General features: G+C 59.1%; 15 protein-coding genes. 9 read left to right on the plus strand and 6 right to left on the minus strand.

The window, feature by feature from the left end; translation table 11 throughout:
- Window positions 1-468 precede the first annotated feature (468 nt).
- Genes HG421_RS03840 through HG421_RS03850 form a run of 3 tightly spaced genes read left to right on the plus strand, consistent with a single transcriptional unit; the run spans window position 469 to window position 5,141 of the window.
- Window positions 469-1,119: an SAM-dependent DNA methyltransferase gene (locus HG421_RS03840; RefSeq protein ID WP_169705291.1), complete on the plus strand. Its 651-nt coding sequence runs from the start codon at window positions 469-471 to the stop codon at window positions 1,117-1,119.
- Window positions 1,112-2,629: an Eco57I restriction-modification methylase domain-containing protein gene (locus HG421_RS03845; RefSeq protein WP_169705292.1), complete on the plus strand. Its 1,518-nt coding sequence runs from the start codon at window positions 1,112-1,114 to the stop codon at window positions 2,627-2,629. Before HG421_RS03840 ends, HG421_RS03845 begins: the two co-directional genes overlap by 8 nt.
- Window positions 2,622-5,141 (plus strand): GIY-YIG nuclease family protein, encoded by a 2,520-nt coding sequence (locus HG421_RS03850; protein WP_169705293.1) that lies wholly within the window; start codon window positions 2,622-2,624, stop codon window positions 5,139-5,141. Before HG421_RS03845 ends, HG421_RS03850 begins: the two co-directional genes overlap by 8 nt.
- On the opposite strand, the gene HG421_RS03855 is transcribed toward HG421_RS03850, so the two are convergent.
- The 3 genes from HG421_RS03855 to HG421_RS03865 all read right to left on the minus strand — a co-directional run bounded on the left by HG421_RS03855 (window position 5,142) and on the right by HG421_RS03865 (window position 7,255).
- On the minus strand, window positions 5,142-5,846 hold the full coding sequence (locus HG421_RS03855) for a hypothetical protein (RefSeq protein WP_211161777.1): 705 nt from the start codon (window positions 5,844-5,846) through the stop codon (window positions 5,142-5,144). It lies immediately after the preceding gene.
- 267 nt (window positions 5,847-6,113) lie between these two features.
- The gene (locus HG421_RS03860) at window positions 6,114-6,938 is read right to left on the minus strand and encodes an IS3 family transposase (protein WP_168968454.1); all 825 of its coding nucleotides are present in this window, start codon (window positions 6,936-6,938) and stop codon (window positions 6,114-6,116) included.
- The gene (locus HG421_RS03865) at window positions 6,938-7,255 is read right to left on the minus strand and encodes a DUF1153 domain-containing protein (RefSeq protein WP_169705294.1); all 318 of its coding nucleotides are present in this window, start codon (window positions 7,253-7,255) and stop codon (window positions 6,938-6,940) included. The genes HG421_RS03860 and HG421_RS03865 overlap by 1 nt, the downstream gene beginning before the upstream one ends.
- Window positions 7,256-7,302: 47 nt before the next feature.
- Between HG421_RS03865 and HG421_RS03870 the strand changes: the two genes are divergently transcribed.
- A complete protein-coding gene (locus tag HG421_RS03870) occupies window positions 7,303-7,740 on the plus strand; it encodes a JAB domain-containing protein (RefSeq protein WP_169708077.1) in 438 nt (145 codons plus the stop codon).
- Window positions 7,741-7,809: 69 nt separating this feature from the next.
- Entirely contained in the window at window positions 7,810-8,007 is a 198-nt protein-coding gene (locus HG421_RS03875; protein WP_169705295.1) for a hypothetical protein, read from the plus strand.
- A 43-nt stretch (window positions 8,008-8,050) separates the two neighbouring features.
- On the opposite strand, the gene HG421_RS03880 is transcribed toward HG421_RS03875, so the two are convergent.
- Window positions 8,051-9,070: an exodeoxyribonuclease VII large subunit gene (locus tag HG421_RS03880; protein WP_169705296.1), complete on the minus strand. Its 1,020-nt coding sequence runs from the start codon at window positions 9,068-9,070 to the stop codon at window positions 8,051-8,053.
- Between the two features lie 226 nt (window positions 9,071-9,296).
- Between HG421_RS03880 and HG421_RS03885 the strand changes: the two genes are divergently transcribed.
- From HG421_RS03885 to HG421_RS03895, 3 genes are read left to right on the plus strand one after another with little or no spacing between them, the layout of a single operon-like run.
- Entirely contained in the window at window positions 9,297-9,938 is a 642-nt protein-coding gene (locus tag HG421_RS03885; RefSeq protein ID WP_169708078.1) for a DUF1629 domain-containing protein, read from the plus strand.
- A 32-nt stretch (window positions 9,939-9,970) separates the two neighbouring features.
- The gene (locus tag HG421_RS21035; RefSeq protein WP_211161778.1) at window positions 9,971-14,002 is read left to right on the plus strand and encodes a hypothetical protein; all 4,032 of its coding nucleotides are present in this window, start codon (window positions 9,971-9,973) and stop codon (window positions 14,000-14,002) included.
- A 40-nt stretch (window positions 14,003-14,042) separates the two neighbouring features.
- The gene (locus HG421_RS03895; protein WP_169705297.1) at window positions 14,043-14,693 is read left to right on the plus strand and encodes a hypothetical protein; all 651 of its coding nucleotides are present in this window, start codon (window positions 14,043-14,045) and stop codon (window positions 14,691-14,693) included.
- A gap of 144 nt (window positions 14,694-14,837) precedes the next feature.
- On the opposite strand, the gene HG421_RS03900 is transcribed toward HG421_RS03895, so the two are convergent.
- Window positions 14,838-17,444: an AAA family ATPase gene (locus HG421_RS03900; RefSeq protein ID WP_282434627.1), complete on the minus strand. Its 2,607-nt coding sequence runs from the start codon at window positions 17,442-17,444 to the stop codon at window positions 14,838-14,840.
- Between the two features lie 452 nt (window positions 17,445-17,896).
- Here HG421_RS03900 and HG421_RS03905 point away from each other — a divergent pair, with 452 nt between their 5' ends.
- The gene (locus tag HG421_RS03905; RefSeq protein ID WP_168968245.1) at window positions 17,897-19,264 is read left to right on the plus strand and encodes an IS5 family transposase; all 1,368 of its coding nucleotides are present in this window, start codon (window positions 17,897-17,899) and stop codon (window positions 19,262-19,264) included.
- Window positions 19,265-19,430: 166 nt separating this feature from the next.
- On the opposite strand, the gene HG421_RS03910 is transcribed toward HG421_RS03905, so the two are convergent.
- A complete protein-coding gene (locus HG421_RS03910; RefSeq protein ID WP_169705299.1) occupies window positions 19,431-20,948 on the minus strand; it encodes a site-specific integrase in 1,518 nt (505 codons plus the stop codon).
- Between the last annotated feature and the right edge of the window lie 80 nt (window positions 20,949-21,028).

Below are 21,028 nucleotides of genomic sequence, written 5' to 3' on the forward strand. Positions count from 1 at the left end.
CCACCTGTCGAACCCGGGGGTTCTCACCCCCTCCCAGGCGCCGGCGAAACTCACGCGACTGGGCCATCTCAACACTTTAAAACTGGCGGAGAGAGGGGGAGGTGCTGATCCCGATCCAACTTCCTGACTCTCCTACAGCCACGCAAACCAGGATGGTGGCCTGACTTGTGAACCGTCATTGTAGCGGGTCCGACTAGCCCCGGGCTAGTCCGTTGTGCGACCAGCTCAACTCAGGTGCGCCGGCCGTGCTCTGGATGCGCGCTCCCGCTAGGGCTGGACAAGACCAAAGCCCACCAGTTTGCGAGTCAGCGTCGCCATGTGTGAGGCCGCGCGGCTGTTACCATGAGCTGCTCACTTGGGGCTCTTGACTGCATTGCTAATTCCATTAGGTTGAGTAGCCACCTGAGATATCAGCGGTCGATACTGAGATGAGCTCTAATACTGAAATGACAAGTTGAAGCCAAAGATATGATCGAATCCAAGATCGTCTCCAGGCAGCGCGTAGCCGATCATGGCGAGGTTCTGACGGGACACAAAGAAGTAGCTGCCATGCTCGACTTGGTCGAGCATGAGACCCAGCGCATCGACTCGCGGTTTCTTGAGCCAGCTTGTGGCGACGGAAACTTTTTGGCTGAGGTTTTGGCCCGGAAGTTGGCCGTTGTGAAGCGTCGTTACTGCAAGTCGCAGCTCGAATATGAGCGTTATGGCGTCCTCGCGGTTTGCTCAATTTACGGGGTTGATATCCTGCCGGATAACGTAGAGCGGTGCCGTGAGCGCTTGCTTGGTGTCTTTGAGGAAGCGTATCGGTGCGTGTTCAAGAGTAAGGTGCGCGAGGCTTGTTTAGATTCGGTACGCCACATTCTTGAGCTCAACATTGTCTGGGGCGATGCTCTAACGTTGAAGACCGTGGGCGATAAGCAAACCTATATCAAGTTCGCAGAGTGGTCCCCGATCAATGGAAGCCTATTGAAGCGTCGGGATTTCTGTTTTCGCGAACTAATTGATCGGCAGAGCGATCGCGACCTGCCGCTATTCTCCGATCTTGGCGACGAGGTGTTTGTGCCAACGCCAGAGGCCGAGTACCCACCAATCCACTTCTTGGATTTGGGCAATGGCTGACAGTGGCTACAACCCTGATGTCTTGACCTGTTTGGCTAATCTGAGCAGCGATGAAGTATTCACTCCTCCCGCGCTTGCCAATCAGATCCTCGACATGCTCCCGGGAGATCTGTGGTGCAACAAAGATGCGCGCTTTCTGGATCCTGGCTGCAAGTCCGGCGTATTCTTGAGGGAGATAGCAAGACGCCTCGATGCAGGACTAGCTGCTGTCATCCCAAATAAGCAAGAACGCCTCAATCACATCCTCAAAAATCAGCTATTCGGGCTTGCGATCACCGAAATCACAGCCCTTATGTCCCGACGATCTGTTTACTGCTCTCGATTGGCAAATGGAAAGTACTCGATTTGCGAAAACTTTGATAGTGATGACGGCAACATTCGATATGGGGCAGTAGCCCACACTTGGGAAAATGGCCGGTGTCTGTATTGCGGCGCCAGTGAACTTGATTATAAAAGAGATAACGGACTTGAAGCGCACGCTTACGAGTTCATCCATACCGACAACGCACAGAGCATTTTTCAGATGAAATTCGACGTCATCATCGGCAATCCACCCTACCAGCTGAGTGATGGCGGTCATGGTCGAAGTGCTTCTCCGATCTACCAGCTGTTCGTTGAGCAGGCGAAAAAGCTCAACCCACGCTACCTGACCATGATCATCCCGGCACGCTGGTTTGGCGGCGGCAAAGGCCTGGGTGACTTTCGTGCTGCGATGCTGGCGGATGACCGTGTTCGGAAGCTTGTCGACTTTGAGAACGTCAAAGAAGTGTTTCCGGGGGTGGACCTGGCGGGTGGTGTTTGCTACTTCCTCTGGGATAGAGACTCGCGTGGACCCTGCGAGGTTACCAACGTGAATGCTGGCACACGGGTTGTCGAAACACGAAAGCTGGATGAGTTTCCAACCTTCGTCAGGCACAGCGGCTCTGTTCCAATTATTCGCAAAGTTCTTGCCAAGAAATCCGAAGCTCGAATGAGCTCCCAGGTCACGAGCCGTAAGCCGTTCGGTCTTGCAACCAATGTTCGCCCCCAGAAGGTGGGTGAGCTAACGCTTCGCTGGGAAAAGGGTGAGGGTCCATATCCTCGCGATGAGATTGAGACCGGAAAGGATCTCATCGAAAAGTGGAAGGTCATTACGTCCTACGTCGGTTACGACCATGCTGGGAACCCTGGTAAGGATGGCCGCCGTCGGGTGCTCTCAAAGATCGACATCCTTCCCCCCAAGTCGATCTGCACAGAAACCTACCTCGTGGCCGGTGCTTATAAGACCCAGAAGGAGGCGCTGAATCTAATTGCCTACATGAAGACGCGGTTCTTTCGCTTTCTGATGGCGCAGTTTATGTACTCCCACCACTTGACCCGATCTGCCTATGAGTTTGTCCCGGTCCTGGACATGCAAGAGGAATGGACGGACGCCATGCTCGCAAAGCGATATGGCCTGACCAAGGATGAAATAGCGTTCATCGCATCGAAGATCCGCGCGTACGATTCGGCGGAGCAAGGGGATGAATAAGGAGTTCTTCCCGGCACGTCCAGCTGCTACCCCCACCATCTACGCTTACGAAGATTCACACCCTGAGTACAAGGGCATGCTCAAGGTTGGATACACAGCGAGAAGCGCGGCTGCTCGCGTGGCCCAGCAGTATCCAACAGCCAAGCCGGGCAAGCAGCCGTACACCATTGTCTTGGAAGAGTCGGCAATGCGCAGTGATGGATCTGCCTTTACCGATCATGACGTCCATCGCGCACTAATGCAGGCGGGCGTAAAACGCAAAGGTGGCGAATGGTTCGCGTGCACCGCCAAGCAGGTGCGGGCCGCCATCGTAGCTCTGCGCGAGCGCGAAGAGGTCGAGCAGACGCGTGATCTCAACTTCGGGATGCGCCCTGAGCAAGCAGTAGCCGTAGAGAAGACAGCCTATTACTTTAACTCTTTTGGCAAGGACAAGATCAACAAAGGTAAGGCGCCGCACTTCTTATGGAACGCAAAAATGCGTTTTGGCAAGACGTTTGCCAGCTATCAACTGGCCAAGAAGATGGGATGGAAGCGCATCCTAGTATTGACCTTCAAGCCAGCAGTTCAGAACGCCTGGGAAGAAGATCTCGTGCGCCACGTTGATTTTCGGAGCTGGCAGTTCGTCAAACCTGGCGGGCTTTCGCCTGAACGAGTGGACTGGAAGCGACCTGTCGTGTGTTTTGGCTCGTTCCAGGATTACCTAGGGAAAAATAAGAGCACGGGCGGGGTCAAGACGAAGAACGAGTGGGTCCATACAACCAACTGGGATTGCGTGATCCTGGACGAGTATCACTACGGCGCCTGGCGTGAGAGCGCCAAAGAACTGTTCGAGGCCGAAGACAAGCGCGAGGCCAAGTTTGGTGAAGGCGAAGGAATCGAGGATTTCGACGAAGACGTCATGCCTATCACCACGGGGCACTATCTCTACCTCTCAGGTACGCCTTTCCGTGCCATTGCGTCTGGTGAGTTCATTGAAGACCAGATCTTTAACTGGACCTACTCTGACGAACAGCGTGCCAAAGACAACTGGAGCGGCGCCGACTACAACCCATACGCTATGTTGCCGCGCATGGTTCTACTTACCTACCAGCTGCCTGATTCGATCAGGGAAATCGCCATGCAGGGCGAGTACAGTGAGTTTGACCTCAATGTGTTTTTTTCTGCCAAGGGCGAAGGTGACAGGGCGAATTTCATTTACGAAGATGATGTCCAGAAGTGGTTGGATCTGATCCGTGGCTCCTTTAAAGAGATCACTGTCGACAATCTGAAAATTGGTGCCCAGAAGCCGCCGATGCCCTTTTCGGACTCGCGACTGCTTAGCCTGCTGACGCATACATTTTGGTTCTTGCCATCGGTAGCCTCCTGTCATGCGATGAATAATTTACTGGGAAGACGGCAAAATCGCTTCTATCATGACTACGAAGTGGTCGTCGCCGCTGGGAGTGATGCTGGCGTTGGCGCCGCCGCCGTGCCGCCGGTGCAGGAAGCCATGGGTGACCCGCTCAAGACGAAGACCATTACACTGTCCTGTGGAAAGCTAACCACTGGTGTCACGGTCAAGCCCTGGACCGGCATCCTGATGCTTCGCAACTCATCCAGTCCGGAAACTTATTTTCAGGCTGCGTTTCGCGTCCAGTCTCCCTGGACGATCCGTAATCCGGATGGTAACTCTCCAAACAAGGAGGAGATCGTCAAGGAAGAATGCTATGTCTTTGACTTCGCTCCTAATAGAGCCTTGCGACAGATCGCTGATTACAGCTGCCGTCTGAGTGTCGACGAATCCAACCCTGAGCAAAAGGTTGCGGAGTTCATTAGCTTCCTTCCGGTGCTGGCATACGACGGCAGTTCCATGAAGCAGGTCGACGCAGCCGGCATTCTCGATATCGCCATGAGCGGCACGACAGCAACGCTACTGGCCCGACGCTGGGAAAGTGCTCTGCTCGTTAACGTCGATAATGACACGCTGCGCCGGGTGATAAGCAATGAGAAAGCCATGAAAGCCCTCATGAGCATTGAGGGCTTCCGCAATCTCAATCAGGAAATCGAGACGATCATCAACAAGTCAGAGGCTATAAAAAAGGCCAAGAAGGAGAAGAACGACGAGGAGATGAGCAAGCCTGAACGTGAAGAGCTCTCCAAGGAAGAGAAAGAGTACAAATCCTTGCGAAAAAAAATTCAGGAGAAGTTGATCAAGTTCGCCACCAGGATCCCGGTATTCATGTATCTCACGGACTACCGCGAGAGGACTCTGAAGGATGTGATCACGCAGCTGGAGCCCGGCCTGTTCAAGCGCGTTACGGGCCTGACGGTGTCAGACTTCGAGTTGTTGGTTAGTCTGAGCGTGTTCAACAGCGCGCTAATGAACGATGCAATCTACAAGTTCAAGCGTTACGAAGACGCCAGCCTGGCTTACGCTGGAATCAACAAGCATGAAGGCGAAGATGTCGGCCTGTTCGACACCGTGTTGACGCATGCCGATGCCGCGAAGGTCTACTCTAACATCCCCGCCTAGTTAGATCAGACTGATCAAATGCTGAGCGAAGACATCAAGCGCCACACACTCCGGATCATTGTCTGAGAAGATCACGTAGCGCTCGATTGATTCGCGAATTGTAATATTTTCCACCGGATATTTCTTGGCGCTGTCAGGCTTGATCACAACGATCAACTCTGTTGGTTCGGCGTAGTGAAGAACGATCCACACATCTTGGTCCGGGTGGCTCTTTGCGTAGGCTAGCTTGTCCGGGCGAACCCAGTAAGTAGGAGGGTTGTCGCCACGGAATCGCTCAGTGCCTGTCACCTCGACAACAGCCAATAACCGATTCTCGTCCTCAACGCCAACCTCCAAGTCTGGCTTACCAGGCTCTTCCGGGTGATGCGCGATGAACTCGCTGGTATTTGCCCCGAACCCAGTCACCCGGACACTGAGGCGTGAATCAAAGCTCTCGATCACTGCCTTGATGCGATCGAGGCGAACCTTTTCCTTATCCCAAGCAGCCTCGCCATAGGCGCTCTTCCAATGAAAATTCTCTCGCGCCTTGATCTCGGCGCAGTCGATCTCCTGATTAACATGCAAGCCCATTGCTGGAAATGTGCGCGCCCGAATGCTGCAGCAGTACTCTCCATCGACAAAGATCCAGTATCGATCCCTGTCAGACTTGTGTTCAATACTTGTAATTTTCGACATGCACGGCGCCCCCATCAACAGAAATGACATTTGCTCCCAATTATGGCGCGCCGCTCCGTATCTGCACAAGCAATCACAACATGTCCAATACCCCCACGGCCGAAGCACTGCCCAGGAGGCGTTAAGACTGCCCGAGTGTGGTTTCATGCTGATAAGGAAGCGATCACGGAGTCAATCCTGCTGCTATAGAAGATGGGTAAAGCGAAAGCAAGTTAACGCAGCCGCAGGTCTGAATGGATCTAGCAGGCTGCTGAAATCGTTGCCGTCTATGTAATGACCCACCGGTTTCTGCACAGGTCAGGTGGTTAATGTAGCGGCATAGGCTTGGTCAGGCGTCATCATGTTCAGTGCCTGATGCGGGCGCTGCCGGTTGTAGAACCCAATCCAGTCGCTGATGACGCGCAAGGCGTGGGCCAGGCTCTCGAACCGGTGCCGATGGACGCACTGTTCCTTGAGCGTGCGTATGACGCGCTCGACCATCCCGTTCTGCTGGGGACAGTGTGGCGTGATGAACTCCTGCTTCATGCCGTAGCCAGCGACCAGGCGGGTGTAGTCGCGGCTGGTGAAGACCAGGCCATTGTCCGAGCGCAGCAGGAACGGCTCCTTGACCTTGCCCAGCGTGCCGAAGCGGGTGATCAGTGCTTGCTCCAAGGCCGCCACGGCGGTGCTGGCCCTGCCCGTGCGCGAGAGCTGCCAGCCCAGCAATTGCCGGGTATGGCAATCGATCACCAGGGCCAGGCTCAGCCAGCCGTCCTTACCGCCCCAGATCCGACACAGGTCGGTGGCCCAGCGTTGGTTCGGTGCGCTGGCCACCGAGGGCAAGGCCTCGATCCGCGGTCGCTTGCCCACGGCCCGCTTGCGCACCTGCCAGCCCTTGATCTGAAAGATCCGCTGCACCGTGTTCTTGTTCATCCGCAGTAGCCCAGCCACCGTCCGATACCCGAACGACGGCTCGGCCTCGATCATGGCCTTGATCGGTTCGGCCAGCTCTGGCTTCACCTTCGGCGCTGCCTTGCGCGGCGTGTAGTACACGCTGCGCCGTGGTACACCGAACCAGCGGCACAGCTTGACCATCGAGACGTCGAACCCGTCCTCCTTCAGGCCCTGCTGGATCGAGGCCATCAGCTCTCGTCCTTGCCCAGCAGGGCTGCCAATTTTTTTCGGGCACGCAGTTCCAGCATGGCTTCGCCGTAGGCTTCCTGCAGCTCCTTGAGCTGGCGTTCGTACTGCTCGCGCACGTCTTCGGGCTTGGCCCGCAGCGCGTTCTCCAGGCCGCGCTTACCTTCCTCGACCCAGCCTTCGATCTCATTGGGCGTCAGGTCGAACTGCCGGCTGGCCAAGGCCACCGTCGTCTTCCCCTGGATGATCTCCAGCACCAGCGCCGACTTGCGCCGGGCCGTCCAGCGCTTGATCTGTTCTTCGTCCATCACTGCACTCATCGATGTCTCCTCTGAAGGCTAACACCTGAGCAGATTTTCAGTGGGTCATTACAGAGGCGGGTATTTTGCTCGCAGCAGCCCGCATCCTCGAAGGGCGGCTTCAGCGCCAAGGTCGGATCCACAGCCCGGAGCAGGCCGGCAGCTACCTGGTTGCCCGCTGCGCTCACCTGCCGCACGAAGTCTTCGGTGTCGTCTTCCTGGACAACCAGCACCACATCATTTCTACCGAGCACTTGTTCTCAGGCACCATCGACGGCTGCGAAGTCCATAGCCGAGTCGTCGCCAAGCGCGCGCTGGAGCTCAACGCGGTCGCGCTCATCTTGTTTCACAACCACCCCTCGGGCAATCCGGAGCCGAGCGAAGCAGACCGTAAGGTCACCCAACGCCTGCAGGAAGCCTTGGGCCTCCTGGACATCCGAGTGCTAGACCATCTGGTTATCGGTGGTCAGAAGAGCGTCAGCCTGGCCAGCAGGGGGTGGGCATAGCCCGCCCCTTCACCTATGCAGTCAGCCAACGCTAGACTGCGAAGGCAGATCCACATCCATGGAGCAGGAATGAAGGCGTTTCACGTGCGTGGGATCGTGTGGGAGACCGACGGCAAGCGTCCGTCATTGCCCGCTGAAGCCACGGTCGAATGCGAGAGTGAAGAGGCTATCGCCGATGCGCTCAGCGATGCATACGGCTGGCTGGTGAGCGAAATCGCCTTCGTAGAAGAGGTTGATGATGTCGGCCATGGCAGGAGATTGAGGTAGTGCTGAAGCAAGCTCTTCGTCTTCTGTCCAGCATGTGAGCTTTTTAACGCATGGCTAGCCACAGCAAAAGCAAGAACAAGCCAGCCCCCGCAGTGGTGGCGAACACCTTCCATTGTCGGAGTTCGGCTTTTAGGCCTTGGCCATCCAGCTTGCTTTGCTGCAACAGTTCGTTCAAATGACGGCGGGTTTCGTCAAGCTCTGACTCTCTCCGATCAAGCTTGGTCGAGAGTTGAATCAACTTGTCCTCGGCATCGCTTGCTTCGGCTCGTGCATCTTCTGCCTCTTGAGCTGCATCCAGGCAATCTCGCAGTCGGTGACCGAAATCGCTGGGCGTGAGGAAAACATCGTCGGCGTGCTTGTCCAGCAACAGCACGTCGTTGGCATGGCCCAGCGCGACATAGAAGGGCAGGCCTGTTTCGATCAGGGCACGGGTGACATTGCGCGAGTCGCCAATGGTCTCCAAGCGTTCCCCACCCCCTCGCGCGATGACCAGTCCTTTTACGCCGGTCCCAGTGAGCTGCTTCAATGCTTCAAGGAACTTGGTTTCATCCCCGAAGTTTGCCGTCACATGCGAGTTGTTGCGCAGTTCCGGGAGTCGCGCTGCTGAGCAGATGTCGTCCCAGCCGGTCTTGCTCGCGAGAAAGCCAAGCCCAGAAAGGCCGTTTTTCCCGAGGAACTCCCCGATCGCCACTGGATTGCGTCCTCGATCCGGGATGGGCACCACTGGCTCGCGCGTGACCGTGAGCCAGGGGCCCTCCACACGTCCCTGGAGCTCTACGGACATTTTTCTGTTCACCGTCAATACGCCTGCAATGATGATTGGGGCGTCGTCTTGAGGTTGCTCATCCGCGGGAATCCTGAAGCTCAACTCGATGCCGGGATAAGGCTCAAAAACCCCATAGCAGAACTGGTTCCACGGCATGAGTTTCTTGGCTCTCCCGGCCACACGCAGTGGTAGCTTTCCGCCTTCCAGGCGCACAAGAGGCAACACTTGGTCAGCGGTGATCCAGGGGGCACTGGCAGCTTGAATCGTTGAGTCGAAGGTCTGGTTTGGCTGGGGCATGGGCACATCGCGAAATGCGTTTCGCCAAAGGTAGCCTAGCAACAAAGAGACAGCCCACGAACCGTGCCCTAGACCGCGATTGTGGTCACACAACGAACGTTCGCCTCCAATCCAAATATGCTCGAGCGGGTGCATGCAGAACATGGTCCTACCCAACAGCTCCGTTGATGGGGGTAAGCTTTCCTCAGCACGCGAAGGCAAATCCAATATGGACGAGACGCAGCACATGGACTCAGCCACCCCAAACAAGCCCGAACCAGGCGCTCACTACATGTTCGAGCCGGACGTGGAGAGCAACCGCTCGGCCTGCGGGGTGCAGTTCACCAACAAGCGCCAGCTTCTTTCACCGCCACGGCTGATTCTGCGGCCGGAAGATGGTGGCTTCCCGCCGTTGCGAGAACTCCCGCTGCTGACTCTTGAGCCCAGTGCAGGCCCCGAGCCCCGAGACCTAGAGGCGGGTTTCAGTGGCTACTGGCTGATATCCGGCCGCCTCCATGACGTGATGGCATCGGTCGATCCCGAGGCGTTTGCCTTTGCGGAGGTGGATTACCGCCTGGCCAATGGCACTCCGGGCCCCCGCCACTACCTCTGCGACGTGGTGCGCGAGCGAGATGCGCTCGATGAGGCTGGATCGCGGTTGAAGATCAAGATTGATGACGACTACGTGCGTGGGAAATTCTATTCGCTGGCTGGCGGCGCAAGCTTGGCTTTCCGCAGCGAAGCGCTGAAGGGGGCTCACGTCTTCAGGACGCCCTTCAATCCCACGGCTTTCTGCGACCAAGTGTTCAAGGCCGCAGTCCTCGCAGCCGGCATTCCTGACAGCGCCGAAGCTAGCGGTATCTCTTTTATCGACGCATCAGATATTTGATGCCGCCGGGCTACAAGGAAGGAGCCTAAGCCGTGCCAAAAAAAGACACCCCATTGTTTCAGGGCCATCACGCCCTTGAGCAACAGACGTTTGCAAGAGATCCGCTGCTAGAAGCGTTGGTGGATTCGGGTCGGTTTAACAAGGATGCGGCCACAAACCTGATCAACATGCCCAAGGACAGGGCGCTTGCCCATGCCTTGGGAGTCTCGCCACATTCGGGAGGACCGCTGCAGGACTACAAGATCGGCTCAACACAGGTATTAAAGGACCTGGCTTCAACGAAGGACGGCATCGCCGCGTTAGCCGGCGATGCGGGCGCGTTGGACCGGATGGCGATGAAGGTCCAACGGTTAAGCGATGCGGCGCAGGTTGCATTGATTAATGGCGAACTCCACACCAACGCCGGTCTGAACCAAACCAGGGACCAGGCTAGGGCCATCACTAACGCTTTTTTCGATGACCCGATCAGCAACCTGCCGACGAGTTACGCCTCGAAGAATGTTGCGCAGATGGACGCGCACGGGCAGGCGAGCTGGAACACACGGCAATGGGCGGTGGTCACCCACAACGAAGGCCGGATCGTTTCCACGCTCAACCACTTTCAAAGCTCAGGGCAACCGTTGACTCGCGGCGGCAACCTCGATCTTCAGCGGCATGGTTTAAGTCAGGCCATCTCCGACGCTTACCACGGTGGAAAGCTGACGCTGTCACCCGGTGGCGTAGCCGTGATTGAGAACACCTTGGGCGAGGAAGCCGCCAGGCCTTTGCGAGTTCCTCGCGGTCAAAGCGGTGCAGCGTCCATGGAAGTATTGCTGGGCAATGCGTCGGCCAGCACCTTGGTGCGATCGGGCGGCTTGTTGGCGACGGGGGCAGACGCAGTGCTGACCGCCCGCCGCTCGGCCGAGTTGCTGGAACAAGGCAATGCCACGGCTGCGCAGTCCGAGGTCACCCATGCTTTGGCGCGCAATGTCGGCGGCTGGGCCGGTGGCGCGTCGACCGCCGCCGCGATTGGTGGCAGCGGCTTCGTGCCTGCTGCCCTAGTGGTGGGCGATGCGCTGTTGATGAGCAAGGCGTTCGACAAAGGCGCCGACTTGCTGGACAACCGCGCCATCTACCACCAAACGGACAAGGCTGGCGTGGAGTGGCAGTTCAATGGCCGCAACTGGCAGCGCGACGCGGCCATCGACCTCGCCCAGGATGGCCGGCGCACGAGCGGCGAGCAGCCCGTGGTTGCGAGCTACGAAAAATCCCAGGAACTGGGTGCGCTGGCCAACGCCAAGGCCGTGGAGTTGGCGCTAGGTAAGGTGCCTGCGCCCCAGGACCCGTTCAACCTCCCGGCCCAAGCAAGCGACCAAGTGGGATTGGACAACCAGAACTGGCGTCGCAATCCGACCACCGAGCTCTGGGAGCGCCAAGTCAAAACCGCCATGTCCGGCGCCAACGACCGAGGCAGCTACGAACACCAAACTGCCTCCCCGGAACGCGCGCAACAGCTCAACCAGGAAGCCCTGGGCCGTATCGAAAGCAACATCGCCACCGGGCGCGAAGCCATCGCCGCCGCTTACGTGGAAAACCATGCCGCGCAACGTGCCCAGGCTTACGGTGTCGAAGTGCCTGCGGCAGTGGAAAGCGTCCTCGCCAAGCAAGGTCACGTGCAGGGACACGACGGCCAGGTCTACCAGCGGAACGAGTCAGGGCAGTGGGCCGGCAAGGATGGCGTCGCCAGCGGCAATCTGGCGATGGAGCTGGAACTGACCGACCGACTGCGGCAGCCCTCAATCGAGCGCTCCCAGGAAACCTTGGCGGCGATCCAGGCACTTCCCGCGCCGACGGCTGCGCAGATGGAGCACAACGAACTGCTGCATCGTTACCGGGCGGCAGGCATTGATTTAAACGTCAACCCGCAGACCCAACAGGCCGTGGAGCTGGCCGCACAGCGGACCAGGGACGCCAACGGCATCACCGGGCCGACCATGCAGCAGCTACAACGCAACGAGTTGGGGCAATACGGGTATGACAGCCCCATCGCGCACCTCCAGCGCGGCAGCGATGGGGTCACTCGTGTGGTGGCCATCACGAGTAGCGACGACATCCGGCAGGCGTTGAGTGAGGCGCGGGACCACCGACAGGACACGGCAACCGCAACCGCTGCTCGGGCGTCCGAAGCGACGGGAGATGGCGACACCTCGACCTCCGATTCTTCCAGGCCGCAGCGAGTGCTCGATCTCCAGGCACGCATGCAGGCTTCTATTGCGACGCAGGCGCGACAAGAACGCGAACAGCAAGATCGTGTTGCGCACGAGCAGCACGTCGCGCAAGTGCGCGAGCACCTCCAGCAGGCACAGCCTGAGCACGAAGAACAGGCGCAGAGCGAGCAGGCAGTTCAGGCACAGGCGCTGTTGGAAGGGCAACGCCAAGCAGCGCAGCAACGCGAACAGGAAGAACGCGAGCAACAAGAGTGGCAGTCACAGGCCAGCCAGCAGCGAGAGCTGGAGGAGCGTGAGGAGAGGGATGTCGAGCAACGTCAGGCGCAAGAGCGCCAGGCCGACAGCCGGCAGCGGGAGCAACAAGACCGCCAGGCTCAAGAAGCAACGCGAACTGAGGTCCAAGAACATCGGGCTCGGCAGGCGCAGCAGCAAGACCCCAGCCAGCACGCCTCGCAACAAGCCGACCCTCGGCCGCACGCTCCGAATGCAGCGCTGGCTCAACAAACGCCACGGACCGAGTTGCCGCAGGAAGACGCGCGTCAGCAGTTTGAAGTCCAGAGCCAACAGACAGGCGAACAGCTGGCTCACAACCCACCTGACCCACCAAAGCAAACAGCGGGCTTAGGTGACGCGCAGCCGCATCAAGCACAAGAAGCGGCGCGCGCGCTGGAAAGGCAGACGTTGGAGAGTCGCGATGCTGCGCACCTCCAAGTGTCTCCCACTGGGGGCCGGGAACCCAGCGACCAACCCGTGCAAAGCGTGCAGGCCGATGCGGTGACCCCGGCGCTGTATCACCAGGTGCAAACGCAGCAGGCGGAGATGGAGCAAGCGCCGATCCGCCAGCAAGACGCGGCACGTGAGCAAGAGACAGAGCCGGTTCGCGTCATGGCCCCAACAACGCCTGCGACAGCAGACCCATTGATGGCACCACAGGCCAGGGCGCTTTCAACTCCTGAGCAAGAGACCAAGGCAGAGCAGCCCCGTCCTTCAGACACCTTGATCGCTGCTCATGGTGCGCCGTTGCTGCCACCTCAACACCTCGCGCAAGCACACGAGCAGTCCCCAGAAGCCAGTGCCGTGAGTCGCTCCTCCGTCGGGGCAGCAGACGCAGAAAACCAACGCACTCAATCGACCCCAGCGCAGGACCGCAGCGCCGCAGACCCGGGCGGTGCTCTATTCCTGGAAGAGACCATGCGCTCGCTGCGCCAGCTGCAACAGGAGATTGAGGCGGCAGATCGGGAAGACGAACGCTTCCACCAGGAATGGAAGGAGTATCGCGATCGTGGAGAACCTTATCCCTTCGCTCAAAAGAGGGCGCTAGACCAAGAGGGTGGCAGCATCGATGCATTCAGCGCGCACCAACTGGATCGCCGCTCTCCTAGCGAAACGGCTGAGCAAACCAATGTCTTCCCGCCTCAGGCTCAGGGCTTCGTCGGTCCAGGGGGAAGGGATGCGCCAGACGATTCTTCGCAGGTGGCGCGGAAATCCATCACGGGCGACCCGGACGTGGACGAAGTTCTCTATGCGCTCGACAGCAAGAACGAACTGGCGATCGAGCAAGCGCTGAACCGAGTCGCCAACAGCGCAGCGACGCAGGCGCTCATCAAAAGAGGCAACGAGTTCCTTGAGGCGCAGGCCCAGCAGGAGGCCCAGGAGCTCGCGGCCACACGCCAAGCGCTGGGGATGGATGTCTCAGCGGAAATCAACACCAGCCGCGGGCCGGTCATGGTGATGACGCTGCCGGAGTTTGCCAAGGGACCGATGCAAAGCGGTCCCCAAGGGGACGGCGGTGGGGGTGGAGACGGCGGTGGCGGCGGCGGCGGGGGAGGCGGTGGTGGTGGGGGGGGCGGCGGTTAGTCAAAATCGCTTCCGTGACCAGCCGAGCTCAGGAAACCTCATGGACAGGCAAGACGCCGCCGCAATGGCGGAAATGATGGCCACGTTGAATGCATCGAACACCTCGTTGCAAGAGACGGTCAAAGTGCTGACGACGTTGGTGGCATCCATGCAGCAGCGCGAACAACGGTTGCGCGAGGTGGTTGCCGAGCAACTTCAGGTAGTCCAACACGCGGCCAGCAGCGCCGATGCCAAGGTCAATCGAGTGCTGGAGAATGCGTTGCCGCGCTTGACGCAGCTGACCAATCAGGCGTTGACGCAGACGCTCGAGCCAGCCGCCAAGCGATTCAACAAAGAAATGGCCACTGCGGATGAGACACTGCAGCAAGCCACTCGACGTTACGCGCAGTCCCAGCAGTCCTTGGAAACAAAGATCACGCGACGCATGGGCATTGCATCCGCCACGATGCTGGTGGCGGGCGTGTTGGGACTGGGGGCGGTGGCTTACTCGGTGGGCATTATCAACGAGAAGCGAACCGAACTCGCACAGCTTCGATCGTCCATCGATTACCTGGACCGCGTGTCGCGTGCGGACGTGGCTCCCTGTGGCGAAGGCCGGCTTTGTGCCACACTCGAGAAGAATGGGCCGCGTTACGGCAACCAGAGGCAATACAGGGCGATCAACCTGCGCGCTGCTCCGACTGCGCGATGATGTTGTTGCGTGTGGGCTGAGTGCGCGATTTATTGCCCTAGCAGCGCCAAGCATGTTCCTGTGGATGGCTAGGGAAGTAAATTTACGCACCGCAAGAAATCAGGAGTGAGCTACTTCTAAACAGCCGCGAGCGGTGAATCGAGCCTAGGCTTTTGGTTTGACTGCGACCTCTGCACGTTGGCTGAAGTCCTTTGACCAAGCCAACATGGCTTGCACGTCGGCCAGCAGATCATCTGGCTCCGGAAGACAAGTGGGTGTATCCGTGGGTTGCGAGTGCTCAAACGCGGAGTATTTAGTCATCATCCCGTCGATCAGTGCGCAGTCTGCTGGGGTGATCGTGCTCAGTCGCTGTAGCTTGTTGAGCGTATTGATCTCGCGTCGGTAGCGGTTGACGATGCCAGAACAAAGGTCGTCCTCTACGGAGCGCTCAACCAAGATGCGGAAGTTGCTGCAAGCGGCCTTCAGCGCAAGCTCTTTCAACGACGGATCCAGCTTCTTGAGCTGTCCGATACTGCTGACCATTTGGCTAAGGCCAGCTTGGGGCTTCAGGGAGAACGTGTTGATCTGCGCAGGCATGCCGGTTTTGTTGTTATCCCGGGCGATCGACTCCACATTGACGCTGACAGCAGGCTGATTGAGCCTAAACCTTTGCTTGGCAGCAGTCTGCAGAAGGACCATCAGTGAAAGCCGGTGCGTGAACACGATCACTTGGCGGCGCTCGGCCAAGTCCACCAGGCGTTTGGCGACCGCTTCTTCGTAGCGTTGGTCTAACGAGGAGATGGGGTCGTCGAAGATCACCGGCATGCCCCGCTCAAGGCCAGTCGCGTCGGCCAAGAAGGCCGCTAAGGCTACGATGCGTTGCTCCCCCTCGCTCAAAATCTCGCGGTTCTTTTGACCTCCTTGCGCGCCCTTTAGCTCGACGTAAAAGGTGAAAGCGCCTTTGCCTTGTGCTCGGCATGCCATGCGGACGGGAAGCGAATTGCCCCCCAATGCCTGCAGCTCGGCATTGAAGCGATCGCAATAACCTTGGGCCAGCTCCGACTGGGCAATTTCATTGCTCTTAGACGTTAGCGGTGCGGTCAGTGTGGATTTGACCGCTGCTTCTACCGTCGCCACGCGCTTGAGGCGGATCACGTCGGCCCAAACGGCGTCGCGCTGTTCTGCTAGCCACTGCTGCGCTTTCAACTCGGCCAAACGTGTTTCCTTCTCCCTTCGTCCGTTCGGATCCAGCAAGCCCACCAATGCGTCGCGCTCAGCGCTGGCCGTCTTAACCTTATGGTCGTAGGCGTTAGTCCATACAGACCACTCCACGGGCGGTGCCGCTGTGGCCTCTGTCATGGCTCTTAGCCTCGCCTGGATTGCGTTAAGCAGCTGCGTAGCGCTTTCGGTTTCTATGCCAATAGCGGCACACTGGGCCTGCCACGCGACATCGGGAAGAGGACTGGGAAGCGCCTTTTTCAACGTCGCCAGCTTGTCTTCTGCGGTTTTTGCTTCCGTCTGCAGCGTGTCGTTGAGGTATTGCTCAAAGCTGGTCAGCCGTGCCTTGCCATCTTTTCCCAGTGGTTGCTGGCAAAGGACACAACATGCCTCCTCCCCGACGTGGGGGAAGGGATGATCGGGATAGGCGTAATTAGTCGAATACGTCTTTGCAGCGTCCCAAAGGGTCCTCCACACGGCGTCTCCGACACCCTTCAGCGGTAACCCATTTAGGAAAGACGTGGCGTAGGCGGTGGCGGCCTGGCGCTTTACCTCTGCGTTGCTGCGGGCATCCATGAGCGCCTGGGCTTTCTCATCGCTAAAGCGCTCCCTCAGTGCCGAGACGCTTGTGGCCATCTGCAACAGGCGCTCCAGCTCCCCGACTATTTTGGCGTGGGCCACTTCGGGGTTCGCCTGGGCCAGCGCCGTCTCCAGCGTCAAGCGCTCTTCATTCAGGGCAGAGGGGAAGGAGCAAGCCGTGTCGACATCATCTTCAGTTAGTCTTGCTGTCACCTTGCGGAGCAGAGTGGCAGCCCTGCTTTGGGCATGGTCTTCCGGAATGAGGGGCAGGCTACTGATGAGCCGGGCCGCGCGGGCCCTCAACAGAGCGGCAACGTCGTCCGAAATCTTGATGAGCATGCCCACAAACCGCATGGCACGCGGAAGGTGGGTGGCGGTGGTAGCGGTGTCCCCGAACTCTAGCGCCGTCGCAGAATCGAAGACCGGGACTGCTTTCAACTTCGGATGGGGGCCCTGGGCCTCTTCCCATGAGAGATCGGCAGACACACTGGCGCCATCGGCCCGCGTCGTGCTGACCTTGATCAAAGCGGAGGCGGCAGCGGGGCCGTGCTTGAACACGTTGCCGTAAATAGCTCCCTTGGCCCTTGCCCCGCACACGTGCTTCATTAGGCGGGCATAGCCCGATTTGCCGGCTCCGTTGGGACCGTAAACTACCGTCATCTGGCCCTGCCTAAGATCTAGGACGGCGTCTTCCCCGATGGCGTTGACGCCTCGGATGCAGGAGACCGAGTCAATGCGAAGATCTGCGGCCGATGGCGTTCCCAAGATGATTCCTGGTGCCAAGGGTGGATGCGGGGCCTCTAGCGTTTTGGCAGCTTCTGCCAAGCAATGGGAAGCGAGTGCCTCCATCTCTTCTTCTGTCGGTATGCGACGGTGCTCAATAACGATAGTAGCCGCCATGCGCAACCAACTAGGCCGGCCGTTAAGCCAGTCTTCGAGTGTTGTAGGCACAGCATGCCTTTCCTTCCTCACCATTAATCACGTCCCCTGTGCTCTACGGTAAGCCAGAAAGGCGCCGTTCCCTTTCATGAATAGTGGACTTTGCCATCGCATGGATCAAGTGGGTATAGATCCCATGCGTGAGACTAAAATTCGATGTCGGTAATCCTGCAAAGTTCAGAAAACTTTTTGCTATCACCATGACCTTTAAAGATGTGTTCGCTTGAGTTCTTCTCGCTCCACAAATCAGTGGGTGCTGTGACTTTCGCCAGCGCTGTCCACCGCCATCCGCAACGCACCGGTTGAATGCGCCTGGTTGGGCACTGCGTGGTCATTGCGATTTTTCACGTGCGCCAATAGCGCTCCTAACAAGTCGTCCCTGAAAATCCCCACCATCCCAGTCACAGTAAGGCGTTACCGGCCGCGCAGGCGTGCCGGAACTACCAGTTTTCGCTACGCTGTGGGCTGATTTCTTGCAATTTCCGTCCATGCGTACACGCCGCCCTGCTGCCGAAGACACCCCCGCCGAGGAGTTGTTTCGTTCGCGCCTGGAGAACCAGATCGATCTGCGCCATCCGCTGGCGCAGTTGAGTCAACGGATGCCGTGGGCCGCGTTGGAGCAGGCGCTTTGCTCGCACTTGCCGGCCACGCCCGCCGGAGGTGGGCGTCCGGCCTTGCCGGTGCGCTTGATGACCGGTTTGCTGTACCTCAAGCACGCCTATGACCTGTCCGACGAAGCGGTGTGCGAGCGCTGGCTGGAGAATCCGTACTGGCAGTTCTTCACCGGTGAGGTGGTGTTCCAGACGCGTCTGCCATGCGATGCCAGTTCGCTGACGCGCTGGCGTCAGCGCCTGGGCGAAGCTGGGATGGAAGAGGTCCTGGCGCACACGATCAATGCGGCGCACGCGATGAGGGCGGTGGATGCACGCGAGTTGTCGCGGGTGATCGTGGATACCACGGTGCAGGAAAAGGCAATCGCCTATCCGACCGACAGCCGTCTGCTGGAGGTGGCACGCAAGAAGCTGGTGCTGCTGGCCAAGCGCCACGGTATTGCGCTGCGGCAAACCTACGCACGGCAAGGCCCTGCCTTGAGCCGCAAGGCGGGCCGCTATGCCCATGCGCGCCAGTTCAAGCGCATGCGAGCTGCGCTGCGGCGCCAACGCACAGTGTTGGGGCGCGTGGTGCGCGATATGCAGCGCAAGCTAGACGCAGTGGAGGACAGCGTGCGCGAGCGCATCGCTGTGTGGCTGGACCGTGCGCAACGCCTGTACACGCAACACCCCAAGGACAAGCACAAGCTGTATGCGTTGCATGCTCCGGAGGTGGAATGCATCGGCAAGGGCAAAGCGCGTCAACCGTACGAGTTTGGCGTGAAGGTCGGCATTGCGGTGACGGCCTGCAAGGGATTGGTCGTGGGTGCGCGCAGTTTCCCTGGCAATCCGTACGACGGCGATACCTTGGCCGAGCAACTGGAGCAGACACGCGGATTGCTGCAAGACGTGGCTGTCGCCCCGACGGTAGCGATCGTGGACCTGGGCTATCGCGGGCGCGAGGTCGATGGGGTACAGGTGCTGCACCGTGGGAAAGCCAAGACGCTGACGCGCCGGCAGTGGCACTGGATCAAGCGACGGCAAGCGGTGGAGCCGGTGATCGGCCATCTGAAAGACGACTGCCGGCTGCGCCGCTGCAGATTAAAGGGCACCCAAGGCGATGCACTGCATGTCCTGGGCTGCGCCGCCGGCTACAACCTGCGCTGGTTGATGCGCTGGATCGCGCTTTTGCGTGCCTGGATCCGTGCCATGTCGCAGTTATCCCTGGGCGCCATGGATCGGTCACAGCTCGCAATTGGCGTCTGAAAAGGATTTTTCAGAGACGACTCTATAAAGTGCTGTCTCGTATTCCTTTTCCTCGAATTCGATCTTGGCCACGTTGCTCTCCTAGCTGTATGGGTTGGTTATTGGCTCTGACTTTGCCAGCGTTTCGAGTAGTGGTCTAGGCACCAATGACCATATAACTTCTCGTTCAAGCGAGAGCTCTTAGGGCAAATTCCCAACAGGGGGGAGGGTTGGGGGCGACAAGGGACCGCAGCGCGTCCAGGCTGAGCCCGTAGGCCAGCACCGAAAGGCCCGGAGAGACGCCCCTGAGCCCGTCAAGCTTCTCCTTGGCGGTAAAGGCTCGGCTGTAGGTGACGTGGTGTTCGTCGTCCAGCTCGTGGCCGACTAACTGAGCCCGGAGCTCGGACACCACGCCCGCGCCCTGCAGCTCTTGGATCAGGGTTTTGCGGAGCGAGTGGAAGCCGCGCTTGGCCTTGGGCCAGTTCTTGCCCACCTCGGCCAGGTGCCGGCTGAAGGCTTTGGAGATCCAGTTGCCTTGCCCATTTTTAGCGTCGGCCTTCGCCGCTGGAAACAAGCGCTCCTGCCCTTTGTCCCGCGCCTGCTGGACCCAGTCCAGGAAGCCCAGGGCGAGCAGGTCGGGATGGATAGGCACCGTCCTCAAGCTCACGTCTGTCTTCACCTTTTGATACTCGCCCTCGTCCGAAATCTGGATGCAGGGGAGGCCGCCATCCTCGACCACGTCGGCGGTCAGCAGTTGGCCGACCTCCGAGGCGCGGGCGCCGGTATACAGCCCGAGAAGGGAGGCCCATCGCGCGGCCAAGGGCAGGGCTTCAAAAGCAGCCGGCGCGAACAAGGCCTGGACCTGGTGGGCGTCGTAGGCCTTGAAGCCGAACTTGCGCCGGGCCCGCTTCTCGCGGGTGGAGTAGCTCACGTGCCCGGACGCGGGGTTGTCGCCCCGGGGGTAGTGGCCGGACGCTTGGGCCCACTCGAAGAACCCGCCCTTGCCACCGATGTAGCTCTGTTTGTTGGTTAGCGTTGGAGTGGAGGCACCTTTGTCGCGCATGTCTTGATACCACCGGGCCAGGTCCGAACGGGTGACCGTGTGCAGCTTGGTCTTCTCGCCAAGGAAGCTGGTCAGCAGTTCGACGGCGGTCCGCTTGATGGTCCAGGTCTTGGGCAAGGTGCTGCCTTTGAGGCTGGTCAGCCAAGCATCACGGGCCTTGCCCAGAGTGATCGTCTCGATGGCGGGCTTCGTCGTCCGCCGCGGCGTTGGGAGGGGAGGCACGTGCTGATGAATTAGCTCCCCCAACGCGCTGGGCTGGGGAGCCGTCAGCGCCATCAGTTGCTGGAAGAGCGTGACGTCTTCGGGGGTGTCGATCTGCCATTGCTCGGTGATCGACCCGTCCGCCGAGCGCGTCCGATTCAAGGTCAGCTCCTGCGGGCGTTGGGTGCCAGTCAGGCGCGCCAGAAGCGCGTCCAAGTCGTCGTCTTGGCTTTGCATGCGTCGGTCCCTCAACACAGTGAAGACCTGAGCATACCGGGCAGCAAGGGTCAGCGCGCGCAGGCGGGCCTCCCGCATGTCGTAAGTATGGAGGGTGCGTTTGAAGGTCTGGCGACCCACGATCGGCTGCAAATCGACCGGCACACGCTGGCGATACGACCAGAGTCCGGAGGGGGCTCGAACGAGATGATGAGGAATGCGCATGGGCGTCGTGTGTTCCGACTTGCGCAGCTGCAGCCAGTTTTTACGCTAACAAAAAACCCCTGATTTCTCAGGGGTTTGCG

Origin of the sequence: Xanthomonas campestris pv. badrii (genome assembly GCF_012848175.1) — a bacterium.
Classification (GTDB): Bacteria; Pseudomonadota; Gammaproteobacteria; order Xanthomonadales; family Xanthomonadaceae; genus Xanthomonas; species Xanthomonas campestris_C.